At 44.9% G+C, this 13,635-nt stretch carries 10 protein-coding genes and 1 riboswitch; of the genes, 7 read left to right on the top strand and 3 right to left on the bottom strand.

The window, feature by feature from the left end:
• Position 1: 1 nt before the first annotated feature.
• Complete coding sequence (locus WC615_RS08105; protein WP_372977603.1) at positions 2–901, top strand: hypothetical protein; 900 nt, start codon at positions 2–4, stop codon at positions 899–901.
• Positions 902–914: 13 nt separating this feature from the next.
• The gene (locus tag WC615_RS08100; RefSeq protein WP_372977602.1) at positions 915–1,868 is read left to right on the top strand and encodes a nucleotide-diphospho-sugar transferase; all 954 of its coding nucleotides are present in this window, start codon (positions 915–917) and stop codon (positions 1,866–1,868) included.
• 58 nt (positions 1,869–1,926) lie between these two features.
• On the opposite strand, the gene WC615_RS08095 is transcribed toward WC615_RS08100, so the two are convergent.
• Entirely contained in the window at positions 1,927–2,613 is a 687-nt protein-coding gene (locus WC615_RS08095; RefSeq protein ID WP_191175373.1) for a porin family protein, read from the bottom strand.
• A gap of 183 nt (positions 2,614–2,796) precedes the next feature.
• Between WC615_RS08095 and WC615_RS08090 the strand changes: the two genes are divergently transcribed.
• Entirely contained in the window at positions 2,797–4,518 is a 1,722-nt protein-coding gene (locus WC615_RS08090; RefSeq protein ID WP_372977601.1) for a glycoside hydrolase family 3 N-terminal domain-containing protein, read from the top strand.
• A gap of 110 nt (positions 4,519–4,628) precedes the next feature.
• Here the strand turns inward: WC615_RS08090 and WC615_RS08085 are convergent, their stop codons facing one another.
• Complete coding sequence (locus tag WC615_RS08085) at positions 4,629–6,215, bottom strand: S41 family peptidase (protein WP_372977600.1); 1,587 nt, start codon at positions 6,213–6,215, stop codon at positions 4,629–4,631.
• A gap of 113 nt (positions 6,216–6,328) precedes the next feature.
• Between WC615_RS08085 and murQ the strand changes: the two genes are divergently transcribed.
• Both murQ and WC615_RS08075 read left to right on the top strand, forming a co-directional pair.
• A complete protein-coding gene (gene murQ, locus WC615_RS08080) occupies positions 6,329–7,138 on the top strand; it encodes an N-acetylmuramic acid 6-phosphate etherase (RefSeq protein WP_372977599.1) in 810 nt (269 codons plus the stop codon).
• 56 nt (positions 7,139–7,194) lie between these two features.
• Positions 7,195–7,761: a hypothetical protein gene (locus tag WC615_RS08075; RefSeq protein WP_372977598.1), complete on the top strand. Its 567-nt coding sequence runs from the start codon at positions 7,195–7,197 to the stop codon at positions 7,759–7,761.
• A gap of 4 nt (positions 7,762–7,765) precedes the next feature.
• On the opposite strand, the gene WC615_RS08070 is transcribed toward WC615_RS08075, so the two are convergent.
• Entirely contained in the window at positions 7,766–8,440 is a 675-nt protein-coding gene (locus WC615_RS08070) for a DUF6624 domain-containing protein (RefSeq protein ID WP_372977597.1), read from the bottom strand.
• Between the two features lie 135 nt (positions 8,441–8,575).
• Between WC615_RS08070 and WC615_RS08065 the strand changes: the two genes are divergently transcribed.
• Together WC615_RS08065 and metH are read left to right on the top strand one after the other, a co-directional pair.
• Entirely contained in the window at positions 8,576–9,319 is a 744-nt protein-coding gene (locus tag WC615_RS08065) for a Bax inhibitor-1/YccA family protein (protein WP_372977596.1), read from the top strand.
• Positions 9,320–9,440: 121 nt separating this feature from the next.
• Positions 9,441–9,552: riboswitch (SAM riboswitch) on the top strand.
• Between the two features lie 139 nt (positions 9,553–9,691).
• Positions 9,692–13,408 (top strand): methionine synthase, encoded by a 3,717-nt coding sequence (gene metH, locus WC615_RS08060; RefSeq protein WP_372977595.1) that lies wholly within the window; start codon positions 9,692–9,694, stop codon positions 13,406–13,408.
• The last annotated feature ends 227 nt before the right edge of the window (positions 13,409–13,635 follow it).

Raw genomic sequence — 13,635 nt, 5'->3', positions numbered from 1 at the left:
GATGACATCAATACCCATCATCTTTTTTCATTACGGCAACCCCGATTACTTAAAATACAGCCTTAAGCAAGCCAGGTTTTTTAACCCCCATTCTGAGATTTATTTGCTGGGGGATAAAAAGAACGACCGGTATAATTTTTTAACACATATACAGGCAGGTAAATACCAAAAAGAAGCTGACGCATTTGCCGGCATATATAAACACCGGTCATCCAATGGCGAGCATTACGAATTGAATTGCTTTTTGCGATGGTTTTATATTTGTGCTTTTTGCAAAGAAAATAATATTGGGCAATTTATTTACCTGGATTCTGACGTATTGCTTTATGAAGATATAAGTAAAATGCTGCCTTTTTTTGAGCATAGTACAATTGCCAACACTTGCGATACAATAGGGGTGCCTGCATTCACCTATTTCAATGGATACCAGGCTGTTCATAGCTTTTGCGATTTCCTGCTATACTCCTATACTAATAGTACCGCTATACAGAATTTACAGGAACTGTATGAGCCCTTCTTGAAAGACCCAACCACAATGGGTGGGATAAGTGATATGACGCTATTTCATATCTACTTCCAGGAGCATCCCGCAGAAACCATGAAGATCAACCTTATAAATAACGACCTGGCAATTGATATTTGCATCAATAATCCCGATGGATACGAGATGGAAAACGGGATGAAAAAAATTTACTGGCAAAACAACTTGCCTTATGGTAAAGACGTAGCCACACATAAATTGGTAAGGTTTGCATCGCTGCATTACCAGGGCCATGCTAAAGATATTATACGCCGGCATTACAAAGCAAACGGCTACGTATTACCTCGCTTATGGGAATCCCTTAAAATTAAAGCCAGGTTTAAAAAGATCAAAAGAAGCATTAAAGCTTTGGTTAAATAAACATATTTGTAAAATGAACGCCCCCGATAACCTCATCTACAAAACAAAGTCGCCCGTATTATTCATCATATTTAACCGGCCGGATACCACTCAGCGGGTTTTTGAAAAAATAAAGGAAGCACAACCTTCCAGGCTTTATGTAGCTGCCGATGGCCCGCGTACCGACAGGCAGGCAGAACCGGAGATGTGCGAACAGGCAAGGGCCATCATTAAACAGGTTAACTGGCCTTGTGAGGTTAAAACGCTTTTCCGCGAAAGCAATCTGGGATGTAAAGAAGCGGTATCATCGGGTATTACCTGGTTTTTTGAGCAGGAAGAAGAAGGTATAATATTAGAGGATGATTGCCTGCCTGCTAATGATTTTTTCAGGTATTGCGATACCATGCTGGAGCGCTACAGGCATGATACCCGTATACGCCATATTGGTGGCTGCAACCTGCAGCAAGGCCAAAAGTGGGGCAATGCCAGTTATTATTTCTCAAACATGACCCACGTGTGGGGTTGGGCCGGCTGGCGCAGGGTTTGGAAAGATTACGATAAAGAACTGAGCTCTTACCATTCAAACGAAGTAAGGCCCCAATTAGAAACAATTTTTAACGATAGATTTATTGTTGATACCTGGGAAGAGTTTTTCAATTATATGAAGGCAGATAAAATTGATACATGGGATTTTCAACTGGCCTTTTTAAACTTTTTTAACAATAGCTTATCTACAATTCCCAATGTCAACCTTATCTCCAATATTGGCTTTGGCGAAAACTCAACCCATACTACAGATCCGGATAGCTTAAACGCAAATTTACCTTTAGGTACACTTGGCGAAATAACGCACCCCTTATACGTATTGCCGCAAAAAGGCGCCGACCTGTTTACGCTGCGTTACGATTTTAACATCGAAGCCCGATGGCAAAAATATAACCACCCGCGGTATAAAGCAAAGCGGTGGTTTAAAGGGTTGTTTAAATAGCAAAAGCCACCCTGATTGCTCAGGATGGCCTTTAAACGCATCAATAGTAAATTCGTCTTTATTGAAACTTAAACCCTAAGCCCAACTGAAATACCTGGTTGCGGTAATCGGGTGCCGAACTGTTAGAGTAATTTTTGTCAAGGTCAATGGCGTAACGGCCACGAAGCTCAACGTTGCGGTTAAGTTCGATACCTACACCTATTACGCCAGATATGTAGCTTTTATCGCCACGGTAGCTATACTCCGGCTCTGATATGGTGTTAAAGCCATTATCATAAGTATTACGGGTTGACGTAATAAACGTTAACTGCGGCCCTATTACAAAGTTAAAACCCGGTACCAGGCGGAATTTTGCCAGCAAGGGGATGTCGACATAATTGGTGCGCTGTTTAAAGGTACCGTCAATGGTTTCGGCCTTATATCCTTTTTGCGAAAACAAAATTTCGGGCGCGAATGATAAAGGGTAAGCAATAGGTACATCAAATGTTAAACCCGCGTGCCAGCCCGCAATGGTGCTGGTGCTGTAATCAGAGTTGTAAGCATCAACAGTATTTGAAAAGTTAACGCCGCCTGCAAGGCCTACTTTAGGCTGCCAAAAATCATTCTGCCTTCTGTCGTACCGTTCCTGAACAGGGGGCGGGCGCCTTACCACTCTGCGTGGGGGATAACGGCGATCGTAACGTTGCGCACTTACTGAGCCAACTACAGCCAAAAGGCATATTGCCAAAAAGAGAAATTTTTTCATCGGTTCTATTTTTTAATGATGTTGAAATAGAAGGGTATTTGCCCGTGATATTTCATGGTTGTTTATTTTTATACCTTATAGAGTGAAAATTAGGGCTAAGGTTTATTCGTATATGCTTAAAATAATTGTTGGTAAGCCAAAACAATTATTGGTAATTGAGATTTAAGCTACATTTGAATAATAATGAAACGGAAAAATCACATAGCCTGTTGCCTGCTTTTTATATTAAGCCTGTCAGTTCAAAGCATTTTCGCCCAAAAAGCAAACTTCATCGGTACTTTAACTCAACAAAACCACTGGGTTGATTCTGTATATAAAAAGCTTAGCCGTAAAGAACGCATTGGCCAGCTGTTTTATGTAAGGGCACATACCAACAAAGGCCAGCATTACGAAGATTCGGTTGCGATGGTGATACAGGACGAACATATCGGCGGGCTGGTTTTTTTTCAGGGCGGGCCGGTAAGGCATGCCAATTTGATCAATAGTTACCAAAAGCTCTCCAAAGTGCCATTACTCATAGCCATGGATGGCGAGTGGGGTTTGGGGATGCGGTTAGACTCATCTGTATCCTATCCTTACCAGATGACTTTAGGCGCCGTACAGGACAATAACCTCATCTACAAAATGGGGCAAATGGTGGCTTACGATTTTAAGCGGCTTGGCATGCATATAAACTTTGCGCCCGATATGGATGTAAATAATAACCCCAACAATCCGGTGATCAACTACCGGTCGTTTGGCGATAATAAATATAATGTAGCCCAAAAAGGCATAGCCTATTTTAAAGGTATGCAGGATGCCGGGCTCATCGTTTTTGCCAAACACTTCCCCGGCCACGGCGATACCAATGTCGATTCGCATTACGACCTCCCTTTGCTGCCCTTTACCCGCGCACGGTTAGATTCGTTAGAGGAATATCCCTTTAGGGAGGCCATCGCCGCAGGCGTTAGTGGTGTAATGATAGCACACATGAGCATCCCCGCTTTAGATAGCACAAAAAATTTACCTTCTACATTATCAAGGCCAATTGTTACCGGCATCCTTAAAGACTCGTTAGGGTTTAAAGGTATCGTAGCATCTGATGCTATGGAAATGGCCGGCGTAACCAAGTATTTCCCAAACGGCGAAGCTGATGTAAGGGCATTTTTGGCAGGCAATGATCTGATAGAATTATCGGTAAACTCGCAAAATGCGGCCAAGCTTATTTTAAAGGCCATCCGTAAAAAAAAGATCACCAAAGCCGAATTTGAGGCCAAGGTGAAAAAGCTGCTTGCTGCCAAATACTGGGCAGGTTTAGATGCTTACAAACCAACCACACCCAAAAACATTATACAGGATATTAACCGCCCCGCCGCAGCCGAACTGATCCAGCAGCTGGCTGATGCCGCCATAACCGTACTAAAAGGCGATAGCCGAACCCTGCGCCAGAGCCCGTTCAAAAAAACGGCTATTGTAAGTATCGGGGTTGACAGGCCGACGGTTTTCCAGATGGAGCTTTCTAAATGGTACGCCAACAGCATGATCTTTCTGGTGGGCAGAAACACTTCGCTGACTGACCTGAACCGCATGCTGCAAACCCTGAAAGGGTTCGACCAGATCTTCGTAAGCATCCATGATACCCGTATCCGCCCCGCCAGTAAGCTTGATTATAGCAGCGATGTTAAGTTCCTTATCTCGGCCCTGGCCGCGAAACCAAACGTGGTAACCAGCGTATTTGCCAACCCCTATACCATAGCGGGTTTACCCGGCATTGAAAAAAGCGCTGGGATATTGGTAGGTTACCAAAAAGATGATGCCATGCAGCGTTCGGCAGTGAAGGTAATAACCGGCTCAATGAAACCGGCTGGTAAATTACCTGTAAGCGTAAATATGTATTTTACTACCGGTATGGGTATGAGCTTTTAGAGGGTGTGATTAACTTATCATGGTGAGCTTGTTGAACCATTAACTGTGCGTACGGGTCTTCGAGAGGCTCAGACTGACATGTATTGGCTATGCTCATGGTGACTTATAAATTATTGTAGCAAAGCCGCTTTAAGCGTAGCATCGTTGGTGTTTAGCACCCGGTAATACGCGTTGTTACCCCATTTAAAGCGGGCTGCGTTTGCTTTTATCAGGGTTTTTATAATATCGCGCGATATCTCCAGATCATGCAGAGTTATACTTTTTACCGTTTGCGATGCATAAGCTATAAAGTTATGCAGGCCAGTATCGGTAATATCGTATTGGTTGATGAAATTATCGGCAGTTGGGTATTTGCTTATTACAGGTTGCAGCCTGTCTATCACATAAGCGGTAAAAAGCTGATTACCGGCAAGCTCATCCACCAATTGCGTATTTTGCGTAGTATCGGCAGGTACAAAAACATCGGGCATAATACCGCCCATACTAAACACCTTACGGCCTTTGGTGGTATGGTAGGTCGATGCCCCCAGGAAAGCGCTATCACTCAGATTACTACCAGCGGTTAATAGTTCGCCTTTGCGTACGCGGTTGGCCAATTCGTTGCGATAGCTGGCTACGCCATTTTTATAAGATTTCTGGATCGACCTGCCCGATGGGGTATAATACCTGGCAACAGTTAAGTTAATAGCCGTGCCATCCCCAAACGGAAATTGTTGTTGCACCAGCCCTTTACCAAAAGAGCGGCGTCCAACAATAGTAGCCCTGTCCAGGTCCTGCAGGGCGCCTGCCAATATTTCACTGGCCGATGCCGAATATTCATCAATAATAACCGTAAGTGCGCCCTTTTCATAACTGCCCGAGTCGGTAGCAAAGTAATCGGTGCGTGGTTCATGGCTGCCCTGGGTATACACGATCAGTTTGCCGGCGGGTAAAAACTCATCAGCCATGGCTGTCGCGGTGTTCAGGTAACCGCCGCCGTTCCCACGCAGGTCAAGCACCAGTTTCTGCATGCCATCGGCTTTTAATTTACTTAAGGCATTCCTAAAATCAGCATCGGTAGTTGATGCGAATTTGCTTATTTTAACATAACCGGCATCACCAATATTAAATGCGGCATCAACACTGCTCAGGCTAACCCGGTCGCGCTTTATATCAAAATCTTTTACGGTTTTAAATTGATCCCTCAGGATGCCCAGGGCAATATGCGTGTCTTTTTCACCCCTGAATGTTTTACTGATTCGCGAGATATTCAGTTTTGTGCCCGAGAAAGCTTTGCCATCTACATTAATCACCCGGTCGCCAACCATTACACCGGCTTTTGCAGCGGGGCCATCGGTATTTACCTGGGTTATTACAAGGGTATCACGCAGCAACTGGTACTCTAAGCCAATGCCGTTAAAGCCCCCTTCCAGTCGTTCATTTATAGAACGGGCTTGTTGCGCAGGCAAGTAAACCGAATGCGGGTCGAGGCTTTGCAGCATATCATTAACGGTTACTCCTGCAACACTATCCGTGTTTACCGAATCTACGTATTTGGTGCTTACCAGGTCGAGCACGCGGGAGATCTTATCGGGCCCGGCGAAGTTGAGCCCCAGCCTGCGCCCGCCAATATTACTATCGCTTATCAGCATCCCAATGGTTATACCAACCAGTATTAAAAGCAATGTCCTGAAAATAATTCCCGCAGTTCGTTTCATCTAAATTTTTCGCCAAGCAAATCTAATAATTAGCAGCTATTGCTGATAATTTATATCACGTTCGTTGCTTTGATGTTTTTTATTCAATTTTGTTAAAAATTTATGGCCAAAACATGGAAATAAACACCGAAAAGGATTCCAATTACAACGGACTTGAAAACATGTCGGTGCTGGAGCTCCTTCAAAATATCAACAAAGAAGACAAAACCGTGCCTTTGGCAGTAGAAAAAGCGCTGCCCCAGATAGAAAAACTGGCGCTTATAGTAACCGAACGTATGCGCACAGGTGGCCGCTTATTTTATATAGGCGCCGGTACCAGCGGCAGGCTGGGCGTAGTTGATGCTTCTGAATGCCCTCCAACTTTCGGGGTGCCGTTTGATTGGGTGGTTGGCATTATTGCCGGTGGCGATACCGCTATCCGCAAGGCGGTTGAATTTGCTGAAGATAATACCACACAAGCCTGGAAAGACTTACAGGAGTTTGATATAAATGAGCACGATGTAGTGGTTGGCATAGCCGCATCGGGCACTACGCCTTATGTGATCGGCGGGTTAAAAACAGCTAACGAGCATGGTATTGCTACAGGCTGTATAGTTTGCAATGCCGGCAGCCCCGTTGCTGCCGAAGCGAAATACCCGGTTGAAGTGGTAACCGGCCCCGAGTTTGTGACCGGCAGTACCCGTATGAAAGCCGGTACTGCGCAAAAGCTGGTGTTAAACATGCTGAGCACAAGTGTGATGATACAACTGGGCAGGGTAAAGGGTAATAAAATGGTGGATATGCAGTTATCCAATAACAAACTTGTACACCGCGGCACCCGTATGGTAATGGCCGAAACCGGCCTGCCTGAAAATGAAGCCGCCGAACTGCTAAAAAAGCATGGCAGCGTCCGTAAAGCGGTAGATGCACACAACAGCAAGTAAGGTTTGAAAGCTGCATGGCTTTTTGAATTTTTATTTTTAATTTTTGAATTAAACAAATGCACGAAATAGAACCATATTACCGCTGGCGGGACGATTATATAGCATCAGAGGATGAGTACTCTCCTTTTTATGCTACGCAGTATAACGAATTTGAATACGATAAGCAGATCTATAACTACCTGCTGCACCCGCAATGGGATTCGTTTGGTTCAAATACGCTGTACCTTAAAATTTTGTTTGTTGACTACGACCGGGGCTACACCATTATAGAGTTTATTGGCGAGTGGAACGATGCCATCAATAACGATATTATGCTGATGAAGCGCGAACTGTTTGAGTTGATGATAGACCAGGGCGTTAACAAGTTTATCCTGATAGGCGAGAACGTGCTTAACTTCCACTTTTCTGACGATAATTACTACGAGGAGTGGTTCCAGGAGGTTGAGGATGGCTGGATAGCCGGCGTAAATTTCCAGGACCACGTAATAGGCGAGTTCAAGAAAAGCAATATCGACTACTACATCAACTTTGGCGGTGAGCTGGATGAGTTAAACTGGCGCTCGTTAAAACCCGTACAGGTGTTTAAAAAGGTAGAAGAACAGCTCACCAAAAGACTTAATTAGGCGATTAAAGTAAAGAAGCGGCCTTTTCAATTTCAGGCAGGTTCTTTTTATACATTTCTACGTCCCAGGTTAAGTTGAATAATTTAGCATAATCTGCAATGGGCTGTAACCCCATAGCTTTACGCTTATCATCAACATGATCTGGGTCGGCAATGGGATAGAAACACATTTCACCGGTCAGTTTATTCTTAAAAACCTGGCTGCCATAAATTTGCTTTTTCTTTTCACGCATATTTATACGGTCTTCTAATATCGCCAGATTACTTGACAGGGTTTTGCCATTCTTTTCAGCCGTCCGTATCAACGGTAAGTATTTTTGCTGGGTGGCAAGGCTGGCATGCTGTATTACCAGGAATAAGGCCTGGCTGCCATTCATGCCTACATCCTGCGGTCCAAGCCATCCATATCTATCAATAATGTTTACTACCTTAACTAAATTTAAACTATCTGCTATATGGATAGCTTTTCTTGCAGAGTCTATTTGGCTGGCTGTGGCTTTGGCTTTTGAAAGGTCCTGCATTCTGTACCTGCTGCCCTGGTCGGCTTTGTAAATAGTATCAAGTGTTAGCATTAAGGGCTTATTAAATTTGCTGCTATCTATGGTAAAAGAATTTACCTGGGCAATTGATACTGTTGATATTAATAGTATTGGGATAAGTAATAGATGGCCTGGTTTCATCTTTTTAATGATATTATATTTTAGAAGACGAACAAAAACGATTAATGTTACTCATCTTTATTAAACTATTTCTTAAAACATATATCTAAATCCCAATCTATCCGTTAGATTTGAATAATAATTTTAATAAAATAAATGGAAACTAAAACCGACAAGTTTGAATACGTTTACGACAACGTAAGTCATGTTGAAAATGCCGAGGCATCCCGCAAGTTTATAGCCAACGTGTTTGTTTGGATGTTTGTTGCATTGGGTATATCATCTATTTGCACTTATACATTTGCTTTTATACCGCAACTATCAGCCATGCTGCGCGATCCGCAAACCGGCCAGAACAATATTTTTGGTACCATAACCATGTTTGCGCCGCTTATTCTGGTAATAATATTATCAAGCCGCATCGGTAAAATGAGCCTGATAACCGCAGGTATCGTATTTGTGGCTTTTTCGGCTATTATGGGTATAAGCATTAGCTATATATTTTACCTGTATTCATTCGGTACTATATCAAGCGCTTTTATTACAGCATCTGTTGTGTTTGGTGTAATGGCTATTGGTGGTTACACCACCCAGCAGGATCTGACCAAATTCGGCTCTATCCTGATCATGTTGCTTATAGGTGGTATAGTAGCTACGGTATTAAATGTATTTATCTTCCGCAGCAGCAGCTTTGATCTGTTGATCAGCTATGTATTAGTTGCTGTATTTGTAGGATTAACCGCATACGATGTACAAAAGCTAAAACGCATTGGCGCAGGCATTGAATATGGTAGCACCGAAGGTAAAAAAACGGCTATAATGGGTGCTTTAACCCTGTACCTTGATTTTATTAACCTGTTCCTTTTATTACTGCGCATATTTGGTGGTAACAGAAGATAATAGCATACAGATTTATTTAAAGCCGCCTGTTTTTAAACAGGCGGCTTTTTTATTTACACACAAGTGTTGTAAGTGTAATTTATACGCTTGCACTTTACAACATTATTATTCATCTTTGTAACGCTTATGGAGAAAGACGGAGGGATTAGACCCTGCGATGTCTTAGCAACCTGTTACTTAACAAGGTGCTACATTCTACTCAAACCAAATGAATGGTTAGGGACAGATAAGTGAAAGTCAATATTATACCCGACTTTTCGAGTAAGCTACGTTTTGAGATTTCACAGATTGTGTTTTGATTACACCGATTTCGGTTATAATCAATTCTGGTAATCGGTGAAATCATCAGGATAGAATCGGTGGAATCAACAAATGGATATTAGAAAAGAACTACAGAAACGCATACTGGTTATTGACGGAGCTATGGGTACCATGATTCAAAGGTACGAGCTCACCGAGGAGGATTTTCGTGGGGAGCGTTTCCGTGACCATGCATCCGACCTGAAAGGTAATAACGACCTGCTGAACATTACCCGCCCTGATGTGATCAAAGCCATCCATGCCGAATACCTGGATGCCGGGGCGGATATCATCGAGACCAACACTTTCAGCACCCAAAAAATATCACTGGCCGATTATCACCTCGAAGAACTTGATTACGAATTAAGCTACGAGGGCGCACGCATAGCCCGCGAAGTGGCCGACGAATACACCAAAAAAGATCCGTCAAAACCACGCTTTGTGGCCGGCGCAGTTGGCCCTACAAACCGTACTGCTTCCCTATCGCCGGATGTGAATGACCCGGGTTACCGCGCCGTTACTTTTGATGATTTGGCCCAGGCTTATTATGAGCAGGTGCGCGGGCTGGTTGATGGCGGCTCGGATGTGTTATTAGTGGAAACGATATTTGATACGTTGAATGCAAAAGCCGCCCTGTTCGCTATCGACAGGTATAAAAAAGAATGTAAAGAGGCCGGTAAAGATTATCTTGCTTTCCGCGACACCGGCGGTGTGATGATCTCCGGAACTATCACCGATGCATCAGGTCGTACGTTATCAGGGCAAACGGTGGAGGCATTCTGGAACTCGATCAGTCACGCCAACCTGTTATCGGTTGGGTTGAACTGTGCTTTGGGCGCTAAAGAAATGAGACCCCACTTAGAGGAGCTATCTGCAAAGGCAGGGGTGTTTATCTCGGCCTATCCAAACGCGGGCTTGCCAAACGAATTTGGCGCTTATGATGAAACCCCGCACGAAACGGCCCACCAGGTTGATGATTTCATCAAGGCCGGGCTGGTAAATATTGTGGGCGGGTGTTGTGGCACCACACCCGAGCATATTAAATGCATTGCCGATAAAGCAGCTAAATACTCTCCAAGGCAGCTTCCCGAAATTAAGCCTTACCTGCGCTTAAGCGGGCTCGAAGCCGTTACCCTTACCCCCGAAACCAACTTTGTAAACATAGGCGAGCGTACCAACATCACCGGGTCGCCAAAATTCTCAAAACTCATCCTGGCCGAAGATTACGAGGCTGCCCTTACTGTTGCCCTGCAACAGGTAGAAGGCGGCGCGCAGGTTATCGACATCAACATGGATGAGGGGATGATCGACTCGGAAGCGGTAATGGTGAAATTCCTGAACCTGGTTGCCAGCGAGCCCGATATTGCCAAACTGCCCATCATGATCGACTCCTCCAAATGGACGGTGATCGAGGCTGGTTTGAAATGCTTGCAGGGAAAGGGTATTGTAAACTCTATCTCGCTAAAAGAAGGCGAAGAGAAATTTAAAGAATACGCACGTAAAATATTAAGCTATGGCGCAGCTGCTGTAGTGATGGCCTTTGACGAAACCGGCCAGGCCGATTCACTGGAGCGCCGTAAAGAGATTTGCGGTCGCTGCTACCGGATTTTAGTTGACGAAGTTGGCTTCCCGCCGCAGGATATCATCTTCGACCCGAATATTTTGACCGTAGCAACCGGGCTTGAAGAACACAACAACTACGCGGTAGATTTTATTGAAGCTACCCGCTGGATAAAACAAAACCTGCCGCTGGCTAAAGTAAGCGGTGGGGTAAGTAATATATCGTTCTCGTTCCGCGGTAATAACGTGGTGCGCGAGGCAATGCACTCGGCATTCCTTTATCATGCTATTAAAGCTGGTTTGGATATGGGTATTGTAAACGCCGGGATGCTGGAAGTTTACCAGGAGATTCCTAAAGACCTGCTGGAGCTTGTTGAAGACGTTTTATTAAACCGCCGCGACGACGCTACAGAGCGTTTGGTTGAATTTGCCGATACCATTAAAAGTAAAGGTAAAGAGATAGTACGCGACGAAGAATGGCGTAAAAACCCTGTAGAGGAGCGCTTATCACATGCCTTGGTAAAAGGTATCATCGAATACCTGGACGAGGATGTGGAAGAAGCCCGCCAGAAATTCGCCAAGCCCCTGGAGGTTATTGAAGGCCCACTGATGGATGGCATGAACGTAGTAGGCGACCTGTTTGGCGCCGGTAAAATGTTTTTGCCGCAGGTGGTAAAATCGGCCCGAGTGATGAAAAAAGCCGTGGCTTATTTATTACCTTTCATCGAACTGGAGAAACAACGTGTAATAGATGCCGGGGAAGACAGCAGTGGTAGCCGCGCTAACGCAGGCAAGGTTTTAATGGCCACTGTGAAAGGCGATGTGCACGATATTGGTAAAAACATTGTAGGCGTGGTACTGGCCTGTAACAACTTTGAGGTGATAGACCTTGGGGTGATGGTGCCTGCCCAGCGCATTATTGAAGAAGCCAAAAAACAGGAAGTAGATATTATAGGACTCAGTGGTTTGATCACCCCATCGCTTGACGAGATGGTGCATTTTGCCAAGGAAATGGAACGCGAAGGCTTTACCATTCCCCTGATCATTGGCGGGGCAACCACCTCACGCATCCACGCCGCGGTAAAAGTAGCACCGCATTATTCGGGTGCTGCCATCCACGTGTTGGATGCATCGCGCAGCGTAACCGTTTGCAGCAGCCTGATGAACCGCGATACCCGCGACACCTACATACAAGGCATTAAAGACGAATACACCAAAGCCCGGGAAGCCCACGCCAACAAAAAAAGCGACAAACGTTTTGTAAGCATTGAGCAGGCACGCGAGCAAAAGTTCCAGATAGACCTGAAAACCGTTCCGGCAGCGCCGACATTTTTGGGTACCAAGGTTTTCGAAGCCTACCCGTTGGAAGAGCTTGTGCCATATATCGACTGGACACCGTTTTTCCATACCTGGGAACTGCGCGGCAGCTATCCAAAAATATTTGCCGATAAGTTTGTAGGCGATGAAGCCAAAAAGCTATTTGACGATGCGCAGGCGTTAATGAAACGCATTGTTGACCAGAAATTGCTTCGTGCCAGCGGTGTTATCGGTTTTTGGCCGGCTAACAGCGTGGGCGATGATATCGAGATCTATACCGACGATACCCGCCAGCATTTGCTTACACGCATTCATACACTGCGTCAGCAGAACGAAAAGGTTAAAGGTGAGCCGTATTATGCCCTGTCGGATTTCATAGCGCCCAAGGACAGCGGCATTGCCGATTATTGGGGCGGCTTTGCCGTAACAACAGGTATTGGCTGCGACGAACTGGTGGCCGAGTTTGAGGCGGACCATGATGATTACAACAGCATCATGACCAAAGCCATTGCCGACCGTTTTGCCGAAGCCTTCGCCGAGAAAATGCATGAGTTGGTACGTAAGGAATATTGGGGATACTCGAAAGACGAGCAACTGGGTACCGATGAACTGATCAAAGAAGAGTACCAGGGGATCCGCCCGGCACCGGGTTACCCCGCCTGCCCGGACCATACCGAGAAAACAACACTGTTTGAGATATTACAAGCCGAAGATAACGCGCACATGCACCTTACCGAAAGCCTGGCCATGACACCGGCTGCATCAGTAAGCGGCTTTTATTTCGCGCATCCACAGGCAAGATATTTCGGGCTGAATAAAATAAGTAAAGACCAGATAGAGGATTATGCGCAGCGTAAGAATTTATCGATTGATACGGTTGAGCGTTGGCTTGGGCCGAATTTGAATTATTAATAAATTATAATGTCATTGCGAGGAGCGTAGCGACGCGGCAATCTCGTAGCAGTGCATGAACGCCAAGCATGCGACGAGATTGCCACGCTATCGCTCGCAACGACATAAGGAAATAAAGACTTACAACCTAAAATGAAGATTACAGAACATATAGCCAATGCGGCAGGTAAGACGCTTTTCTCATTTGAATTGATCCCGCCATTAAAAGGCCAAAGCATCCAGGGTAT

The organism is Mucilaginibacter sp. (genome assembly GCF_041663085.1).
Lineage (GTDB): Bacteria > Bacteroidota > Bacteroidia > Sphingobacteriales > Sphingobacteriaceae > Mucilaginibacter.
This window is presented reverse-complemented; position numbering and strand designations above follow the sequence as displayed.

Coding starts and splice junctions, on each gene's coding strand:
- WC615_RS08105 (WP_372977603.1), top strand. CDS start 2: ATGACATCAATACCCATCATCTTTTTTCATTACGGCAACCCCGATTAC.
- WC615_RS08100 (WP_372977602.1), top strand. CDS start 915: ATGAACGCCCCCGATAACCTCATCTACAAAACAAAGTCGCCCGTATTA.
- WC615_RS08095 (WP_191175373.1), bottom strand. CDS start 2,613: ATGAAAAAATTTCTCTTTTTGGCAATATGCCTTTTGGCTGTAGTTGGC.
- WC615_RS08090 (WP_372977601.1), top strand. CDS start 2,797: ATGAAACGGAAAAATCACATAGCCTGTTGCCTGCTTTTTATATTAAGC.
- WC615_RS08085 (WP_372977600.1), bottom strand. CDS start 6,215: ATGAAACGAACTGCGGGAATTATTTTCAGGACATTGCTTTTAATACTG.
- murQ (WP_372977599.1), top strand. CDS start 6,329: ATGGAAATAAACACCGAAAAGGATTCCAATTACAACGGACTTGAAAAC.
- WC615_RS08075 (WP_372977598.1), top strand. CDS start 7,195: ATGCACGAAATAGAACCATATTACCGCTGGCGGGACGATTATATAGCA.
- WC615_RS08070 (WP_372977597.1), bottom strand. CDS start 8,440: ATGAAACCAGGCCATCTATTACTTATCCCAATACTATTAATATCAACA.
- WC615_RS08065 (WP_372977596.1), top strand. CDS start 8,576: ATGGAAACTAAAACCGACAAGTTTGAATACGTTTACGACAACGTAAGT.
- metH (WP_372977595.1), top strand. CDS start 9,692: ATGGATATTAGAAAAGAACTACAGAAACGCATACTGGTTATTGACGGA.